At 68.2% G+C, this 17,987-nt stretch carries 16 protein-coding genes and 1 tRNA gene; 7 read left to right on the forward strand and 10 right to left on the reverse strand.

Going from position 1 to position 17,987, the window contains the following annotated elements; all coding sequences use genetic code 11:
• Nucleotides 1–13: 13 nt before the first annotated feature.
• Together OG876_RS38040 and wrbA are read left to right on the forward strand one after the other, a co-directional pair.
• Entirely contained in the window at nt 14–1,249 is a 1,236-nt protein-coding gene (locus OG876_RS38040) for an SGNH/GDSL hydrolase family protein (RefSeq protein ID WP_328521564.1), read from the forward strand.
• Nucleotides 1,250–1,266: 17 nt separating this feature from the next.
• Nucleotides 1,267–1,893: an NAD(P)H:quinone oxidoreductase gene (gene wrbA, locus OG876_RS38045; protein WP_328521565.1), complete on the forward strand. Its 627-nt coding sequence runs from the start codon at nt 1,267–1,269 to the stop codon at nt 1,891–1,893.
• Between the two features lie 77 nt (nt 1,894–1,970).
• On the opposite strand, the gene polA is transcribed toward wrbA, so the two are convergent.
• Nucleotides 1,971–4,673 (reverse strand): DNA polymerase I, encoded by a 2,703-nt coding sequence (gene polA, locus OG876_RS38050; protein WP_328527005.1) that lies wholly within the window; start codon nt 4,671–4,673, stop codon nt 1,971–1,973.
• A gap of 84 nt (nt 4,674–4,757) precedes the next feature.
• On the opposite strand from polA, the gene OG876_RS38055 reads away from it, so the two are divergent.
• A complete protein-coding gene (locus tag OG876_RS38055) occupies nt 4,758–5,177 on the forward strand; it encodes a hotdog fold thioesterase (protein ID WP_328521566.1) in 420 nt (139 codons plus the stop codon).
• On the opposite strand, the gene OG876_RS38060 is transcribed toward OG876_RS38055, so the two are convergent.
• Nucleotides 5,140–5,781, reverse strand: a complete 642-nt coding sequence (locus OG876_RS38060; RefSeq protein ID WP_328521567.1) for a GNAT family N-acetyltransferase — start codon at nt 5,779–5,781, stop codon at nt 5,140–5,142. The two genes, OG876_RS38055 and OG876_RS38060, sit on opposite strands and share 38 nt — an antisense overlap.
• A 126-nt stretch (nt 5,782–5,907) precedes the next feature.
• On the opposite strand from OG876_RS38060, the gene OG876_RS38065 reads away from it, so the two are divergent.
• Nucleotides 5,908–6,648, forward strand: coding sequence for a DUF554 domain-containing protein (locus OG876_RS38065; protein WP_328521568.1), 741 nt, complete (start codon nt 5,908–5,910; stop codon nt 6,646–6,648).
• 45 nt (nt 6,649–6,693) lie between these two features.
• Here OG876_RS38065 and OG876_RS38070 read toward each other — a convergent pair whose 3' ends face one another.
• The 6 genes from OG876_RS38070 to OG876_RS38095 all read right to left on the reverse strand — a co-directional run bounded on the left by OG876_RS38070 (nt 6,694) and on the right by OG876_RS38095 (nt 13,403).
• Nucleotides 6,694–7,410, reverse strand: a complete 717-nt coding sequence (locus OG876_RS38070; protein WP_328521569.1) for an ABC transporter ATP-binding protein — start codon at nt 7,408–7,410, stop codon at nt 6,694–6,696.
• Nucleotides 7,407–8,285: an ABC transporter ATP-binding protein gene (locus OG876_RS38075; protein ID WP_328521570.1), complete on the reverse strand. Its 879-nt coding sequence runs from the start codon at nt 8,283–8,285 to the stop codon at nt 7,407–7,409. The genes OG876_RS38070 and OG876_RS38075 overlap by 4 nt, the downstream gene beginning before the upstream one ends.
• The gene (locus OG876_RS38080) at nt 8,282–9,994 is read right to left on the reverse strand and encodes a branched-chain amino acid ABC transporter permease (protein WP_328521571.1); all 1,713 of its coding nucleotides are present in this window, start codon (nt 9,992–9,994) and stop codon (nt 8,282–8,284) included. The genes OG876_RS38075 and OG876_RS38080 overlap by 4 nt, the downstream gene beginning before the upstream one ends.
• Nucleotides 9,991–11,307, reverse strand: a complete 1,317-nt coding sequence (locus OG876_RS38085) for a branched-chain amino acid ABC transporter permease (protein WP_328521572.1) — start codon at nt 11,305–11,307, stop codon at nt 9,991–9,993. The genes OG876_RS38080 and OG876_RS38085 overlap by 4 nt, the downstream gene beginning before the upstream one ends.
• Before the next feature lie 84 nt (nt 11,308–11,391).
• Nucleotides 11,392–12,633 (reverse strand): branched-chain amino acid ABC transporter substrate-binding protein, encoded by a 1,242-nt coding sequence (locus OG876_RS38090; RefSeq protein WP_328521573.1) that lies wholly within the window; start codon nt 12,631–12,633, stop codon nt 11,392–11,394.
• Between the two features lie 179 nt (nt 12,634–12,812).
• A complete protein-coding gene (locus tag OG876_RS38095; protein ID WP_442914054.1) occupies nt 12,813–13,403 on the reverse strand; it encodes an ANTAR domain-containing response regulator in 591 nt (196 codons plus the stop codon).
• A gap of 153 nt (nt 13,404–13,556) precedes the next feature.
• Here OG876_RS38095 and OG876_RS38100 point away from each other — a divergent pair.
• From OG876_RS38100 to OG876_RS38110, 3 genes are all read left to right on the forward strand, one after another.
• Nucleotides 13,557–13,629 (forward strand) — tRNA-Leu (locus OG876_RS38100).
• 46 nt (nt 13,630–13,675) lie between these two features.
• On the forward strand, nt 13,676–14,425 hold the full coding sequence (locus OG876_RS38105) for a helix-turn-helix domain-containing protein (protein WP_328521574.1): 750 nt from the start codon (nt 13,676–13,678) through the stop codon (nt 14,423–14,425).
• A 64-nt stretch (nt 14,426–14,489) separates the two neighbouring features.
• Nucleotides 14,490–14,828, forward strand: a complete 339-nt coding sequence (locus tag OG876_RS38110; RefSeq protein ID WP_442914202.1) for a VOC family protein — start codon at nt 14,490–14,492, stop codon at nt 14,826–14,828.
• 45 nt (nt 14,829–14,873) lie between these two features.
• Here OG876_RS38110 and pyk read toward each other — a convergent pair whose 3' ends face one another.
• Together pyk and OG876_RS38120 are read right to left on the reverse strand one after the other, a co-directional pair.
• Nucleotides 14,874–16,325, reverse strand: coding sequence for a pyruvate kinase (gene pyk, locus OG876_RS38115; protein WP_328521575.1), 1,452 nt, complete (start codon nt 16,323–16,325; stop codon nt 14,874–14,876).
• A 99-nt stretch (nt 16,326–16,424) separates the two neighbouring features.
• Nucleotides 16,425–17,975 (reverse strand): metallophosphoesterase family protein, encoded by a 1,551-nt coding sequence (locus OG876_RS38120; RefSeq protein ID WP_328521576.1) that lies wholly within the window; start codon nt 17,973–17,975, stop codon nt 16,425–16,427.
• Nucleotides 17,976–17,987: the final 12 nt, after the last annotated feature.

Raw genomic sequence — 17,987 nt, forward strand, 5'->3', positions numbered from 1 at the left:
TGCTGAAATTTTCATGACTGGAATAGCGAAGCTGAGGCGGCACCGGCGCTCCGTCGTCATCGCGGCGGCGCTGCTCGCCGCTCTCGGTACGACCGCCGCTCCGGCGCAGGCGGACCAGGGCCGCTGGGCCGCCGTCTGGGGCGCAGCGGCCCAGCCGGCCGTCCCGACCGCAGACTGGTACGGCGTGAACTGGTCCGAGCAGGGCTTCACCGACGACTCGGTGCGGCAGGTGGTACGCCTCACCGGCGGCGGCACCAGAATCCGGATCCGGTTGTCGAACATCTACGGGACCAAGCCGCTACACATCGCCGGCGCCATGGTGGGATACGCCGGCATCGGCGCGGCCGTAGAAGCGGGTTCCCTGCGGACTCTGCGGTTCGGCGGAACGGACGCGACGGTGGTTCCGCCTGGGCGTGAGATCGTCAGCGACGCGACGCCGTTCCGTACCTCCACCGGCGATCGGGTGGCCGTCACTCTCCGGCTGGACGCGCCGACCGGGCCGGCGACCTTCCATCACTTCGCCATGACCACCAGCTATCGCGCCCCGGGCGACCACCTCGACGACACCGGCGCGACGGCGTTCACCCAGCACAGCGACTCCTGGTACTACCTGACCGGGGTCGAAACCAGCGGACGTGCGCACCGCGGCACCGTGGTCGCGTTCGGCGATTCCCTGACCGACGGCGTCGGCTCCACCAAGGGCGCCGACGCGCGGTACCCCGACCGGCTCGCCGAAAGACTCGAGGCGGCCGGCCTCCCCCGCAGCGTGGTCAACGCCGGGATCGGCGGGAACCGCGTGCTGACCGACTCGCCGATCTACGGCGAGCACGCCCTGACCCGATTCAGCCGCGACGTGCTCGCCCGGCCCGGCGTCCGCAGCGTGATCATCTTGGACGGCGTCAACGACCTGGCGGCCTGGAACGAGACCGGTCCGGTGACCTGCGCGCAGATCATCGACGGGCACCGCACCTTGATCCGCCTGGCGCACGCCCGCGGCCTCCGAGTCATCGGCGCCACGATCACGCCGATGGGTGCCTCGGCCGCCTACAGCCCGGACGGCGAGCGGATCCGGCAGCAGGTCAACCACTGGATCCGCACCAGCGGCGAGTACGACGCCGTCGTCGACTTCGACCGGATCGTCGCGAACAGCGATCGGATCCGCGCCGCCTACGACAGCGGTGACCACATTCACCTCAACGACGCCGGCTACCGCGCTGTCGCCGACGCCGTCGACCTCGACGCCCTCTGACCCCCGGAGACATCACCATGGAAAACCCTGTCAACATCGCTGTTGTCTACTACTCCTCCACCGGCACGATCGCGGAGGTGGCCGGCGAACTGGCCGAGGCCGCCGAGAAGGCCGGCGCCGCGGTCAGGCTGCGCAAGGTGGCAGAGCTCGCCCCGCAGGCCGCGATCGACGCGAACCCGGCGTGGGCGGCCAACGCCGCGGCGACCGCGAGCATCCCCGAGGCCACGTCTGACGACCTGGTCTGGGCCGACGGTGTTCTGATCGGCTCCCCGACCCGGTTCGGCAACGTCGCCGCTCAGCTCAAGCAGTTCCTGGACACGCTCGGCCCGATCTGGCAGCAAGGCTTGCTCGCCGGCAAGGTGTACAGCGGGTTCACATCCGCCGGCACCGGGCACGGTGGACACGAGTCGACCCTGCTGGCCCTGTCCCATACGTTCCATCACTTCGGCGGAATCATCGTCCCGCCCGGCTACACCGATGCCGCGAAGTTCGCTGATGGCAACCCGTACGGCACGTCCCACTTCGATCAAGGCGGCACCGTACCCGTCGGCGACGTCACCCGCGCGGCGGCTCGCGTCCAGGCAGAGCGAGTGGTGAAGATCGCCCGCGCGACCAGAGCCGCAGCGGAACGAGACGCGGCCTAGACCCGTCGTCGAGCAGGGAGCTGAGCTGATCCGGCCGGATCGGGTTCCACCGAAACGGCCGGGTCGGCTCCATCAGCTCAGTGGGCGGCCTCGTGCCAGGTGCGGCCGATGCCGACGGAGACGTCGAGGGGGACGGTCATCTCGACCGCGTGGCCCATGTCGCGGCGGACCAGTTCCTCGAGCGCCTCGCGCTCGCCGGGGGCGATCTCGAAGACGAGCTCGTCGTGGACCTGCAGGAGCATCCGCGACTTCAGGCCGGACTCGCGCAGCGACGCGTCGACCTTCAGCATCGCCATCTTGATCACGTCCGCGGCCGAACCCTGGATCGGGGCGTTCAGCGCCATCCGCTCGGCCATCTCACGGCGCTGGCGGTTGTCGCTGGTGAGGTCCGGCAGGTACCGCCGCCTGCCCAGGATCGTCTCGGTGTAGCCGCTCTTGCCGGCGTCGATGACGATCGACCGCAGGTAGTCCCGGACACCGCCGAACCGCTCGAAGTACTCGTCCATCAGCCCGCGCGCCTCGTCCACGCCGATCTTGAGCTGCTGGCTCAGCCCGTACGCCGACAGGCCGTACGCGAGCCCGTAGTTCATCGCCTTGATCTTGGCCCGCATCTCCTGCGTCACCTCGGACGGCTCGACCGAGAAGACCCGGGACGCCGTCACCGAGTGGAAGTCCATGCCCGAGTTGAACGCCGAGATCAGCCCCTCGTCCTCGGACACGTGCGCCATGATCCGCATCTCGATCTGGCTGTAGTCCGCCGACATCAGCGCCTCGTTGCCCTCGCCGACGATGAACGCCTGCCGGATCCGGCGGCCCTCCTCGGTCCGGATCGGGATGTTCTGCAGGTTCGGATCGGTCGAGCTGAGCCGGCCGGTCGCCGCGATCGTCTGGTTGAACGTGGTGTGGATCCGGGCGTCCTTCGGGCTGATCGTCTTCAGCAGCCCCTCGACCGTCTGCCGCAGCCGGGTCGCGTCGCGGTGTGCGAGCAGGTAGGCCAGGAACGGGTGCTCGGTCTTCTCGAACAGCGCCTGCAGCGAGTCCGCGTCGGTGGTGTACCCCGTCTTGGTTCGCTTCGTCTTCGGCATCTGCAGCTCGTCGAACAGCACGACCTGCAGCTGCTTCGGCGACCCGAGGTTGATCTCCTTGCCGATCACCTCGTACGCCGCCGTCGCGGCCTCCCGGACTCCGGTGGCGAACCGCTCCTCGAGCTCCTCCAGATACGGCCGGTCGACCGCGATCCCGTCGCGCTCCATCCCGGCGATCACGTCGATCAGCGGCAACTCGACATCCGCGAGCAGCGCCGTACCGGCCTGCTTCTCGAGCTCGGCGTCCAGAGTGTCGGCCAGGTCTGCGATCGCCCGGGCGCGCAGCATCGTGTGGTCCGCGGCCGGGCCGCCCTCGATGTCGTCGAAGCTGAGCTGACCGTTCTCGGCCTCCTCGTTGCGCAGCTCGCGCTTGAGGTAGCGCACGGTCAGGTCGGCCAGGTCGTACGAGCGCTGGTCCGGACGGGCCAGATACGCGCTCAGCTGGGTGTCCGAGCTCAGGCCGGCCAGGGTCCAGCCACGCTCGAGGAAACCGAGCAGCGGGCCCTTCGCGTCGTGCAGCGCCTTCGGTTGCTTCGGGTCGGCGAGCCAGGCCTGCCAGGCCGCGTCGTCGTCCGGCGTCAGTGCGATCGGGTCGAACCAGGCGGCCGCGCCGGAGGTGTTCGCCAGCGCCAGGCCGGTGATCTCGCCGGTGCCGCGGCCCCAGCTGCCCTGCACCGCCACGCCGACGCGCTCGCCGGCGCTGACGTGCTCCTTGAGCCAGCCGGCCACCTCGCCCGGCTTGAGCTGCACACCGTGCAGCTCGAACCCGTGGTCGACGGTCGCGTCGACCTCCTCGTGCTCGGCGACCAGCCGCTCGCGCAGCACCCGGAACTCCAGGCTGTCGAACAGCGTGTGCACCTTGTCCCGGTCCCACGGCGTGCGGACCAGGTCGTCGACCGTGACGTCCAGGGTCAGGTCGCGGACCAGCTCGTTGATCTGCCGGTTCCGGATCACGTCGGCGAGGTGCTCACGCAGCGACTCGCCGGCCTTGCCCTTGATCTCGTTGACCCGGTCGACCACGTCGTTCAGTGAGCCGAACTGGTTCAGCCACTTGGCCGCGGTCTTCGGCCCGACCCCGGGCACGCCGGGCAGGTTGTCGCTCTGCTCCCCGACCAGGGCTGCAAGATCCGGGTAGAGCTGCGGGGTCACGCCGTACTTGTCCTCGACCGCCGCCGGGTCCATCCGGGCGATCTCGGACACGCCGCGCTTCGGGTACAGCACCGTGACGTCGTCACTGACCAGCTGGAACGCGTCCCGGTCACCGCTGCTGATCAGCACCTCGAAGCCCTGCTCGGCGGCCTGTGTGGCGAGGGTGGCGATGACGTCGTCGGCCTCCCAGCCGTCGATCTCGGTGGTCGGGATCCGGAGCGCCTCCAGCACCTCCTTGACCAGCGAGACCTGTCCCTTGAACTCGTCCGGCGACTTCGACCGGCCCGCCTTGTACTCCGCGTACTGCTCGGAGCGGAAGGTCTTGCGGGACACGTCGAACGCGACGCAGATGTGCGTCGGCTGCTCGTCGCGGAGCATGTTGATCAGCATCGAGGTGAACCCGTACACCGCGTTGGTGTGCTGCCCGGTGGTGGTGGAGAAGTTCTCCACCGGGAGCGCGTAGAACGCCCGGTACGCCAGCGAGTGCCCGTCCAGCAGCAGGATCCGCGGACGGCCGGCGCCGGCCTGCGGGGTGTCCTTGGTCATCGTCGAGGTGTTGGTTTCTGGAGCCACGTACCGACTCTAGTGGTTACCACGGACACTTCCCGCACACCCGCGTAGTCTGCCCCTGTGACTGATCAAGTAGACCTCGGGCCGGGCATGGGCATGGAGGGCACCCTGCTGCAGCTGATGGGAATCGTTGTCAGCGAAGCGACCCCGGACAGGGTGGTGGCCACGATGCCGGTCAAGGGAAACACCCAGCCGTACGGACTGCTGCACGGCGGCGCCTCCTGCGTACTCGCGGAAAGCCTCGGCTCCATCGGATCCGCGCTGCACGCGGCCGGCTACGGCAAGGTCGCGGTCGGTGTCGACATCAACGCCACCCACCACCGCGCGGTCCGCGAAGGGACCGTGACCGGGGTCGCCACCCCGATCTACCTCGGCCGGACCACGACGTCGTACGAAGTGGTCGTCACCGACGACCGGGCCAAGCGGGTCTGCACCGCGCGGATCACGTGCCAGCTGATTCAGGCTCCGCCGGGTAGCTGACGTCGGCGCCCAGTGCCGGCGCGTCGGCCGGCAGCGGGCGGCCGAGCTGGGCGCGGCGGGCGATCACGGACCGTCGCGACGACAGCAGGGCGAGCAGGTTCGGCGCGTGCTCGGCGGCGAGCCGGCGACGCACCGTGTGGGTGGTCGCGAACCGCAGTACGCCGGCCTGTCCGAGACCCAACCGGGCGAGGAACCGGTTCGCCTCGCGGGCGATCGCGGGCGCGACCACGGCCAGGTGTGCGCAGCACTCGTACTCGGCCCAGGCGACGGCTTCGGCGATCAGCGCCTTGCCCAGTCCGTGCCGGCGGGCGACATCGCTGACATGCAGGTACTCGACCGAGACCGTCTGGTCGTCGTGCAGCGGAGTGACCGCGGTCCGGCGCAGGTACGCCATCCCGTGCACCTCGCCGTCCAGCTCGCCCACCAGCAGCCGGCCGAACGGATCGTCCAGGTGCTTGCTGACGGCAACCTCGACGGCGGCCGCGGACGGCGTCGCGGGCAACCGGGACGGATGCGCGCCGGCGCCGGCCAGCTCGCGCCACAACGCGACGAGGGCATCGGCGTCACCCCGCCGGGCGTCCCGCACCTCGATGGCTGCTGCCACAGCGACCTCCTGGTCTGGTCCACCCCCGAGGTGAACGGAGACGGCGGATACGCTCGTCCTCGCGCAACAGTAGGCCCTCGAAGGTCACTTGCAAAAGCTGCGCCGCACGGGTGATCGGAGACAGATTTGTTCATCGGGATCGGCACCGTGGTGAACGTCGCGGCGGTGCTCGTCGGCTCGGTACTCGGCGTACTCGTCGGCCATCGACTGAGTCACCGGACCCGCGATCTGGTCACCGACGCGATCGGTCTGGTCACGCTGCTGATCGCGATCTCGGGGGCGCTCGCGGTCAGCGATCGCGCCCTCAGCGACGCGGTCGGCGACAGCGCTCCGGTACTGATCGTGCTCGGAGCGATGCTGATCGGCGGGATCGCCGGCTCGCTGCTGCGGATCGAGCAGCGGCTGGAGGGTTTCGGCGCGTGGATCCAGCAGCGGTTCGACCGGGGCGAGGGGCAGAGCACCTTCGTCGAAGGGTTCGTGTCGGCGTCGATGGTGTTCTGTGTCGGGCCGCTGACGTTCCTGGGCGCGTTGTCCGACGGGCTGGGCAACGGCGCGGATCAGCTGTACCTGAAGGCGGTCCTGGACGGTTTCACCTCGATCGCGTTCGCCGCGTCCTTCGGCTGGGGCGTGGCCGCGTCCGCCCTGGTGGTGCTGGTCGTCCAAGGCTCGGTGACCGCGGTCGGCGCCGTCCTGGGCGACGTACTCCCGGAGGCGCATGTGACCGCGCTGGGGGCCACCGGTGGGGTGATGCTGATCGGGGTCGCACTGCGGCTGCTGAAGCTGAAGCAGGTCGCGGTGGCGGATCTGCTGCCGGCGCTGATCGTCGCGCCCCTGCTCGTGCAGCTCCTGGTGGTCATCCGCAGCTGAGCCCCTTGGTGCGGCGTTCGCACCAAGGGGCCCAGAGCAACGGAGTCAGTCCTCGCCGAGGTAGGCCTTGCGGACCTCGTCGTTGACCAGCAGGTCGCGACCGGTGCCGGACAGCACGATCTTGCCCACCTCCAGCACGTAACCGAAGTCGGCCCGCTTCAGCGCCGCCTGCGCGTTCTGCTCCACCAGCAGGATCGTGGTGCCCTGCTGCCGCAGCTCGGTGACCGTCGACATGATCCGCTTCATCATGATCGGCGACAGCCCCATCGACGGTTCGTCCAGCATCAGCAGCTTCGGCCGGCTCATCATCGCCCGGCCCATCGCCAGCATCTGCTGCTCACCACCGGAGAACGTCCCGGCCGGTTGCTTGCGCCGCTCCCCCAGGATCGGGAACAGGTCGTACGCCGCGTCCAGATCGGTGCGCACCCCCGACGGGTCCTTCCGGGCGAACGCGCCGAGCAGCAGATTCTCCTCGACCGACAGCCGGGGGAAGATCCGCCGGCCTTCCGGCGAGTGCGCCAGCCCGCGCGCCACGATGTCGTGCGCCGCCACCTGCTCGATCCGCTCGCCCTGGAACAGGATCTCGCCCGACGTCGGCCGGAGCAGCCCCGAGATCGTCCGCAGCGTGGTGGTCTTGCCGGCGCCGTTGGTGCCGATCAGCGACACCACCTGCCCCTGCTCCACGCTGAAGCTGATCTTCTTCACCGCGACGATCTTGCCGTAGGCAACTTCCAGGTCGCGGACCTCGAGCATCGCGGTCACGGCTTCTCCCCCTCACCGTCGACTACGTCCTGCGGTACGACGTCCTCGACGTCCTCGACGTCCTCGTCGTCCTGCTCGCCGGTGCCGATGTAGGCCTCGATCACCCGCGGGTCCGACTGCACCTCCTGCGGCGTGCCCTCGATCAGCGCCTCGCCGCGGACCAGGCAGAGCACCCGGTCGCAGAGGTTGAAGATGAACCGCATGTCGTGCTCGATCACCACGACCGACAGGCCCGAGTCCCGGATCTTGAAGATCAGGTCACTGGCCTGCCGGGTCTCCAGCGGGTTCATACCGGCCGTGGGCTCGTCCAGCAGGACGAGCTTCGGGTCGGTGGCCAGCGCTCGCGCGATCTCGAGCCGGCGCTGGTCGCCGTACGGCATGTTCCGGGCCAGATGGTCGGTGGACTTGCCGAGGCCGACGAAGTCGAGGAGCTCCTGGGCCCGGGCAATGGTGGCAGCTTCCTCGCGGCGGAACTTCGGCCCGCGCAGGACCGAGGTGAGCGCGCCCGAGCTGGTCCGGCAGTACCGGCCGACCATCACGTTCTCCAGCGCGGTCATGTTGGCGAACAGCCGGATGTTCTGGAACGTCCGCGCCATCCCGGCCTTGACGACCGCCCGCGGCTTCGGCGGCAGCGGCGTACCGGCGAACCGGACCTCGCCGCCGGTCGGCTTGTAGAGGCCGGTGAGGCAGTTGAAGAAGGTCGTCTTGCCGGCCCCGTTCGGACCGATCAGGCCGACGATCTCGCCTTCGCGGACGGTCAGGTTGACGTCGTTGACCGCCAGCAGACCACCGAACCGCATGGTCACGCCGGTGGCTTCCAGCACCGCGGCGCCGGACGCCCGGGCCGGTGCCGGGGTTGTTTCGGTGACGGTCATTTCGCCTCCTCGACGAACAGATGCTCTTCGTCGATCTCGACGGCCAGCTGCTCGTCCTCTTCGTGGAACTCCAACTGGCGGCGTCTGTTCGCGACCAGACCCTCCGGGCGGAACCGCATCATCAGCACCAGCAGCAGGCCGAACAGCAGCAGCCGGTACTCCGAGAAGAACCGCAGCTTCTCCGGCAGCAGCTTCAGGATCGTTGCCCCCAGCAACACACCGGCAATGGTGCCCATACCGCCGAGCACGATCGCGGCGAGCAGGAACGCCGACTCCAGGAAGATGAACTGGTCCGGGCTGACCGCGCCGTCCTGATGGGCCTTGATGGTGCCGGCCAGGCCGGCCAGGAAGGCACCGGTCGCGAACGCGAGCAGCTTCAGCCCGAACGTGTTCACGCCCATCGCCTCGGCCGCCTTCTCGTCCTCCCGGATCGCCACCCAACCACGGCCGATCCGGCTGTTGTTCAGCCGCGAGAAGACGAGGATGACGAAGCCGGTCAGCACCAGCAGCAGGAAGTAGTAGTTCGAGAACCGGCCCAGCTCGATCCCCGCGACCGTATGCACGTCGCCGAAATTGAAGCCGCCGATCTCCAGGTCCGGGATGCCGGGGACACCGTTCGGGCCGTTGGTCAGGTTCGGGCCGTTGTTGCCGTCCAGGTTGAACATCGAGAACCGGAAGATCTCACCGAAGCCCAGGGTCACGATGGCCAGGTAGTCACCCGAGACCCGCAGTGTCGGCGTGCCGATGATCAGACCCAGGGTCGCCGCGACACTGGCGCCGATCAGCATCACGACCAGGAACGGAGGCTTCCACCCGATGGTCGCGAACGCCGACGTCGACATGGTGGCGGCCACGTAGGCGCCGCACCCGAGGAACGCGATGTACCCGAGGTCGAGCAGGCCGGCCAGACCGACCACGATGTTCAGGCCCATCGCGGTCGCCGCGAAGACCAGCACCTGGGTGGCGATCGACATGTTCGCGTCCGAGCCACCCTGGGTGAACGGGAACAGGAAGGCGACCACGACCGCCGACAGCGTCAGCACCTTGCGCTGCCGCTGCGCGACATGGCCGACCCACGAGAACGCACCGGTCCGGAACAGGACGGCCGTGACCGCGGCGAGGAAGACCAGGCAGAGGATGAACGACCAGGCGTCCTCCAGGCCGAGCGCGTACGCCGCGACGAACAGCACCGCGGCCATCAGGACCGCGATCGAGAGGATCTCGAACCAGGCCGGCAGTCTCGCCTCGCTCATGTCCCGCAAGTGCCGCAACGGCAGCATCCAGGCGCTGACCAGGATCAGCACGGCGCCGGCGAGCGAGATGTACGCACCGGGGTTCACGTTGATCAGGCCGTCGGAGTCGGCCGAGATCGCGATCACGACCAGCACCATGTACAGGGTGAGAGTCACGCCCAGTGCCCGCAGACCGGCGGTGGCGTCGAGCCACGCGCCCAGCTTGGTCAGCGGACCCTTCTCGGCCAGCAGCAGGACCAGCGCGACCACGGCGAGGATGATCGCCAGGATCTGCAGGCCACCCGGGTAGAAGTTGATCGACAGGTCGCCCAGGATCGAGCCGTCGTAGCTCCAGGACAGGAAGGAGCCGACGATGACCAGCACCACCCCGGCCAGACCCATCGGCCAGGCGATGGGCTTGGCTTGCGGCTCAGCCGCGGTCCCCGGCTCCGCCGGAGGCGTCTTCACATCGGTCATGCCCGGTCCACCACCCTCGCGCCGAGCAGGCCCTGCGGCCTGAACACCAGTACCAGAATCAGGATCACGAAGGCCCAGACGTCCTTCCAGGTGCTACCACCGAACTGGCCCGGGATGTACTGCGTCGCCATCGCCTCGATGACACCGAGCACCAGGCCACCGACGACGGCGCCGTAGATGTTGCCGATACCACCCAGGACGGCGGCGGTGAACGCCTTCAGACCGGCCAGGAAGCCCATCCGGAAGTCGATGTTGTTGTTCTGCAGTCCCTGCGAGACACCCGCGATAGCCGCGAGTACGGCGCCGAGCGCGAACGCGACCACGATGATCCGGTCGACGTTGATACCCATCAGCCGGGCGGTGTCCGGGTCCTGCGACACGGCCTGCATGCCACGGCCGAGCCGGGTCCGGTTGATGAAGAACCACAGCAGAGCGGCGCAGACCGCCAGCGCGGCCATGGTGAAGATCGCGGACCGCTGGATCGTCACGCCGCCGACATCGAACGCGGTCCCGGTCACCACATCGATCTGCGGGAACGGGATGCGCTGTTTGGCGCTCGGCCAGGTGATGCTGCTGATGAGCTTCTCGAAGAGCACCCAGCCCACCACCGCGCCTACAGCTGCGGTGGCCGCCGCCGCCGCGATCGCCGGGATCTTGATCTCCGTGCGCGCCCTCCGTCGTACGGCGAGACCGGCCAGCCAGCCGATCGCCGTGCCGACGACAGCGCCGACAATGACGACGCCCGCCACCAGCACAGCGGACAGGTCGCTGTTGCTCTGGCGTACCACTACCCAGACGGCGACAGCGCCGACCACGGCGCCGATCAGCGCGGCTCGGTCGTACCACTTGCTCACCGGGTGGTTCAGCTCGGCCTTCGCCACTCGCGCGCCGACGTAGTAGCCGACGCCCAAAGCCATGCCGGCGAAGGCGAACAACGTCCAGCCCGGGCGCTCGTAGAACAGCCGGACGAACTCCTGCAGGAAGACCGAGATGCCGATCGCGGTGATCAGCGGTGCGAGTCGTGGCGCGTTCCGCAGGGGACGGTACGCGACACGTTCCATCGCCACGGCCGTGCCGACCGAGGCGAAGATGGCGCCGATGATCATGATCGGCAGGATCCACACGTTGGTCTTGCCGTCGAAGAACAACAGGTACGTGGTCAGTGCGCCGAACGCACCGATCATGAACACCTCGCCATGGGCGAAGTTGATCAGCTGCACGATGCCGTAGACGACGGTGTAACCGACCGCGATCAGGGCGTACAGCGACCCCAGGGTGAGCCCGTTCACGAGTTGCTGGAAGAACTGGTCCACGTCGACCTCCCCTCTACCTCAGTTATGACACACCACGGGGGTGGGAGGATCGCTCCCACCCCCGGGGTATGAGGTCGACTCCGGTTACTTGGCCTCGAAGGCCTTGGTCTCGACCGTGGCCCACTTGCCGTCGGCAACCTTGTAGACGGTGAGCACCTTGGAGGTGGTGTCGCCGTACTGGTCGAAGGCGACCTTGCCGGTCACACCGTCGAAGGAAACCTTGCTCATGGCATCGACCGTGGCCTGGCGGGCCGACTCGGCGTCACTGGCGTCCTTCAGCGAGGTCTTCAGCGCGTTGATGATCGAGTTGGCCGCGTCGAAGGAGTAACCGCCGTACGCCGCGTACGGGTCCTTGTAGCCCTGCGCGTTGTAGTCGGCGACGAACTTCTTCGCCGAGTCCAGCGTGTCCACCGGCGCGCCGACCGAGGTGGCCAGGTCGTTGCTGCTGGTCTTGCCGGCCAGGGTGATGTACTTCGGGTCGTAGATGCCGTCGCCGCCCATCAGCGGGACGTTCAGACCGGCGGCCTTCATCTGCTGCGAGAGCGGACCGGCCTGCGGGTACTCACCACCGTAGTAGATCGCCTGCGGGCCGGACGGCTTGATCGAGGAGATCACGGCCTGGTAGTTCGAGTCGTCCGGGTTGATGGTCTGGGCCGCGACGACCTGACCACCCAGCTTCTTGAACTCGTCGGTGAAGGTGCCGACCAGGCCCTGGCCGTACGCCTTCTTGTCGTGGATCGTGGCGACCTTGGTGATCTTCGCCGTCTCGTACAGGTACCGGGCCGCGAATGGACCCTGCACCGCGTCGGTGGTGCAGGTGCGGAAGTACGTCGGGTACGGCCGCTTCGGGTCCGTCTGCCAGTTCGCGCCCTGGGTCAGGCCCGGGCCGGTGTTGGCCGGCGAGACCTGGACGATCTTCGCCGAGGCGAGGACCGGCTGGACCTGCTGGCTGACGCTGGTGTTCAGCGTGCCGACCACGCCGATCACGTCCTTGTCACCGGCCAGCGCGGTCGCGGCGTTCTTACCCGGGTCCGGCTTCGCCTCGTCGTCCTTCGGCACGACCTCGAGCTTCCAGCCCGGAATCGCGTTGGAGTCGTTGGCCTGCTTCACGGCCAGCTCGACCGAGTGCTGGATGCCCAGGCCCAGCGCCGACAAGTCTCCCGACAAGGGCGCGATCACGCCGATCTTGGCAGTCTTCGTCGAACCTCCGGAGTTCCCCCCGGAGTCGTTGCCACTGCGTGAGCCGCAGGCAGTCAGGGCCAACGACGCAACGATCAGCGACGCGCCGACCCTTACTACGGAACGCTGGTGCACTGTTCCTCCCATGTCTGGATAGTCCGGGAAACTCCGGACTCCCGCGTTTCCCGCGAGCACCCGCAGGTTAGACCTCAGCAAGCTCTTCCGGCGATGTGACGGAGCGTGTGTTGTGAGGTCGTTACAGCGGTAAGCAGTGTGAGGTTCAGTGATTGCTGTACGCGCGCTCACGGGTATGAGCGGAGAGTGATTCAGTCGCTACCGCCAGCCTCGTCAACAACCAACTCCGCGACCTGACGCATGGAAACTCTTTTATCCATTGCGGTTTTCTGGATCCACCGGAACGAGTCCGGCTCGGACAGCCCGAACTTCGTCTGCAGGATCGATTTGGCCCGGTCGACCAGCTTGCGGGTCTCCAGCCGCTCGGCCAGGTCGGCGACCTCACGCTCCAGCTCGGCGAGCTCGACATACCGGGAGGCGGCGATCTCGATCGCGGGCAGCAGGTCGGCCTTGGAGAACGGTTTCACCAGGTACGCCATGGCGCCGGCGTCACGGGCCCGCTCGACCAGCTCGCGCTGCGAGAACGCGGTCAGCATCAGCACCGGGGCGATCCGGTCGCCGGCGATCTTCTCCGCCGCGCTCAGCCCGTCCAGCTTCGGCATCTTCACGTCGAGGATGACCAGATCCGGCCGATGCTCGGTCGCCAGCCGGATGGCCTCTTCCCCATCCCCCGCCTGCCCGACGACGTCGTACCCCTCCTCGGCCAGCATCTCGGCCAGATCCATCCGGATCAAAGCCTCATCCTCAGCGATCACCACACGCTTAGCAGTCACACCCGACACCTTATCGACCCCGGCCGATCCCCAGCAGATCCGGCGCCATCGGGTGAGAACTGCCCACCGGGATGCTTTTCGGGGCACTCGGCAACGACCTCGTGGCGGCACGGCCCTTGCGCGATCCCGGTGCGTTCGATGGGTTACGATCTTCTCCGCAATGCCCTGGTACTCCAACGGCAGAGAGGGCGCACTCAAACTGCGTACAGTGTGGGTTCGAATCCCACCCAGGGCACAGACATCGACCGCAATCTGTCGGTCGTGCGCGGCAAGCTCGGATCATGTACGACGAGCAGGTGCGTGCTGTCGCACTGGCGGCGATCGCGGCCGGCGACAGTCTCAACGCGATCAGCGGACGGCTCGGGGTGAGTCGGGCTACGCTCCGTGACTGGCGGGGTCGAGAGGGCCGCACCTCTGACCCGACCGGCTGCCCACGCTGCACCAACGGGAAGCTGCCGGCACCGCCGTACGCGCATCTCCTCGGCCTCTACCTGGGCGACGGCTGCCTTTCGAAGCACCGGAGAGACGTCTATGCCCTGCGGGTGGCCTGCGACGACATCTATCCGCGCCTCATCGCCGAGGCGGAGGCAGCGATCGTTGCCGTTCACCCGAGCCGACCGGTGCACCGGGTCCAGGCGGCCGGCCACACCTCAGTCCTCTCCTACTGGAAGCACTGGCCGTGCATGTTCCCCCAACACGGCCCTGGGCCGAAGCACCGCCGCCGGATCTGGCTGACGGACTGGCAGCGGGAGATCGTTGCCGATCATCCAGAACTGTTGCTGCGTGGGTTGTTCAACTCGGACGGGTGCCGGGTGGCGAACTGGGCGACCCGGACGGTGGGCGGCCAGGTGAAGAAGTACGAGTACCCGCGCTACATGTTCGCCAACGAGTCCGCCGACATCATGGGGATCTGTCAGTGGGCGCTCGGCTTGCTGGACATCCCCTGGCGAATGCCACGGCGGAACCTGTTGTCGGTGGCCAGGGGCGAGGGGGTCGCCCGGCTGGACGAGTTTGTCGGGCCGAAGTCGTAGGCGAGTTGCTCGTCGTACTGTGAGGCAGGAGCGAGAGGAGTGCGGCGTGTTTGTTGGGGCTCATGTGATTTTGTACAGCGGGGATGCTGAGGCTGATCGGAGGTTTATTGCGGAGGTGCTGGGGTTTCCGCATGTGGATACCGGGGGCGGGTGGTTGATCTTTCGGTTGCCGCCGGCGGAGGTTGCGGTGCATCCGAGTAATGGGGACGAGCGGCACGAGTTCTATCTGATGTGTGAGGACATCGAGGCGCTGTTCGACAAGCTGGCCGACGCCGGGGTCGAGGTCTCGCGTGAGATCAGCGAGGAACGCTGGGGCCGGCTCGCCAGCATCCCGCTGCCGAGCGGCGCGCGCCTGCCCGTGTACCAGCCACTGCACCCAGTCGCCTACAACCTGCAGGAATGACGAGAGGCGGACAGCCGACCCGGCTGCCCGCCTCACCTCAGGTGGTTACGGGTTGGGGCTGCGGTAGGCCGGGGCAATGCCTTCGATCGCGTCGCCCATGCGGTGGACCCGGAGGGCGTTGGTGGAGCCGGGGATGCTGGGTGGGGAGCCGGCGACGATGACGACCAGGTCGCCCTTCTGGAGTTTGCCGAGCTCGAGCAGGCGCTGGTCCACCTGGCGGACCATCTCGTCGGTGTGGTCGACGGTGGGGACGATGTGCGTCTCGATGCCCCACACCACGCTGAGCCATGCGCTGACGGACGGGACCGGGGTGAACGCCAGCAGCGGGACCTCGGTGCGGTAGCGGGCCAGCCGGAGCGCGGTGTCGCCGGACTGGGTGAAGGCGATCAGGTACTTCGCCTCCAGCCGCTCGGCCACGTCCGCGGCGGCCCGGGCGATCACGCCGCCCTTGGTCCGCGGCTCCCACTCGATCGACTGCACCCGGCTGAGGCCGTGCTCCTCGGTCGACTCCACGATCCGGGACATCGTCTTGACGGTCTCGATCGGGAACCGGCCGACGCTGGTCTCACCGGACAGCATCACGGCGTCGGCACCGTCCAGTACGGCGTTCGCGACGTCGGAGGCCTCGGCCCGGGTCGGCCGCGGCGCCGAGATCATCGACTCCAGCATCTGGGTGGCGACGATCACCGGCTTCGCGTTCAGCCGGGCCTGGTCGATGATCAGCTTCTGGACCAGCGGGACCTCCTCGAGCGGGAGCTCCACGCCGAGGTCGCCGCGGGCCACCATGAACCCGTCGAAGGCGTCGATGATCTCGTCCAGGTTGGCGACCGCCTGCGGCTTCTCGATCTTGGCGACGACCGGGATCCGCAGACCCTCCTCGTCCATGATCTTGTGCACCAGCTGGATGTCGGCGGCGTCGCGCACGAACGACAGCGCGATCATGTCGGCCGGCAGGTGCAGCGCCCAGCGCAGGTCTTCGGCGTCCTTCTCCGACATCGCCGGCACGCTCACCGCGACACCTGGCAGGTTGATGCCCTTGTGGTTCGACACCGGTCCGCCGACGGTGACCCGGCAGACCACGTCGGTCAGGGTCACCTCCTCGGCGACCAGGGCGATCCGGCCGTCGTCGATCAGCAGCTGGTCGCCCGGCTTCACGTCGCCCGGCAGGCCGTCGTACGTCGTACCGCAGATGGTCACGTCACCAGGCACCTCCCGGGTGGTGATCGTGAAGCGTTCGCCGTAGGTCAGCGTGGCCTTGCCCTCGGCGAACTCGGCCAGGCGGATCTTCGGGCCCTGCAGGTCGACGAGGATGCCGACGTTGTGGCCGGTCTCCGCCGCTGCGGTACGGATCCGCTGATAGATGCGTTCATGCTCGGCATGGGCACCGTGGCTGAGGTTCAGCCTGGCGACGTCCATACCGGCTTCGACGAGTTCCAGGATGCGCTCGGGGGCGGCCGTAGCCGGGCCAAGCGTACAAACGATCTTTGCGCGACGCACGTCACAAAACCCTACTCCTACAAACCACTACACCCGGTGGTCCGCCCCCCTTACCGGCCCGTCAACAGGTGATGACAACCGGGGCCGAAGCCTGAATCGTCAAGAAGGCAAGGGGGTGTAGGCGCCGACCGTGATGTCGCCGGTCAGTTCGGCGGTGACCGTCTGGAGACCGATCGGCTGCCCCTTCTGGTACGTGATGAGGGTGACCTCACCTGGCCGGCGCAGCGTGTAGCCGAGGGCGAAGGCGTACGCCGCTCCCCCGGTCGTGCCGTTCGTGTACGTCGTCACCGGGCGGTCGTCGACGACCTTGCTCTCGGGGCCGACCTGCCGGTGCAGGTGACCCGACAGCAGCAGGGTCGCGCAGCCCCGGGCGGCGGTGTCGGCGAACGACGACGGGTCGTGGACCACGAACGTCGAGATCCGCTTGTCCTCGGGCTGCTCGCAGGCGATGTCCGCCAGCCGCTTCGACTGCTCGGAGGTGGTCTCGTCGCCGGGCTGGTCCGCACTGCCCAGGCCGGTCTTGGTCGGATCGCTGTCACCGAGGAAGCGGATGCCCTCGACGTCGACCGGCTTGCTGTCGAGCACCGTGAAGCCGTTCTTGCGCATGGCGTTCTCGACGTGTCCACCGGCGTCGTGGTTGCCCGCGACGGCGACCACCTTGAAGTCCTTGAAGTGCTGGCGCAACGAGTTGATGCTGAACACCTCCCAGGACTGACCCGACGAGGTGTCGTCCCCGGCGTCGATCAGGATCTTCGCACCGGCCGCCTTCGCCACCTCGGCCGCGAAGCCGTCGATGCCGATGTTGTCGTGCCGGTCGCTGACCTGGATCGCGACCTTCTGGCCCTCGCCGGGCTGATGGATCTCGTCGGCGACGTCCCCGACCCGGTCCTTCAGCTGACCGTAGAAGCGGGTGGATCGCTGGTAGGTATCGACCGCCGTGCGGATCACCCCCACCCCACCCGTGGTGGAGAACCCGGACGCGACCTCGACGCCCTGCAGCTGTTTGTCCAGGGGAATCTCCGGCAGCAATTCGGCGAGCGGGCGCCACTCGGTCGGCGGTACGTCGGCCGGCCGCATCCGCGCCGGGCCGAAGATCGACGCGATCGTGATCAGCATCGCGACCAGGACGACGATCGCGCGGTGCTCGATGCGTCGTTCGTGCCCGTGCACCAGATGCCACAGCTCGCGGCGGCGCCGGGCGCCGATCACCGCCCAGAGGGTCGCCACCACCACGACCACGAGCAGACCGGAACCGGCGCCGGCCAGCCCGTCGTCGACCGCCATGTCCTGCACCACCTGCTGGATCCGCGCGATCTCACCGTCGGGCTGCGAGGCGATCAGGGCGTCGCGGTTGATCAGGTCGGTCAGGTTGTCGGCGTCGGTCTCCTGGACGTCGATGTTCACGCCCAGCCCGAGCGGATTGTGGGCGGGGATCCGCAACCGGGGCAGCACGGCGCCGAGGTCGACGGTGGCGTGCCCGTCGAAGGTCGGCGAGACAGTGGCCGCGTGGGCGCCGATCGTGACCCGCTCGGAATCGTTGGCGAACGCGAACAGACCGATCGCGACCGAGGTGACCAGCCAGAGCGCGCTCAGTGCGGCCCACGGCGCGATCGCACGGAGCCTCGCTCTGGTCACCAGGCGCGTAGCCACACTCCCAACCTA

It is taken from the genome of Kribbella sp. NBC_00359 (assembly GCF_036097425.1).
GTDB lineage: Bacteria > Actinomycetota > Actinomycetes > Propionibacteriales > Kribbellaceae > Kribbella.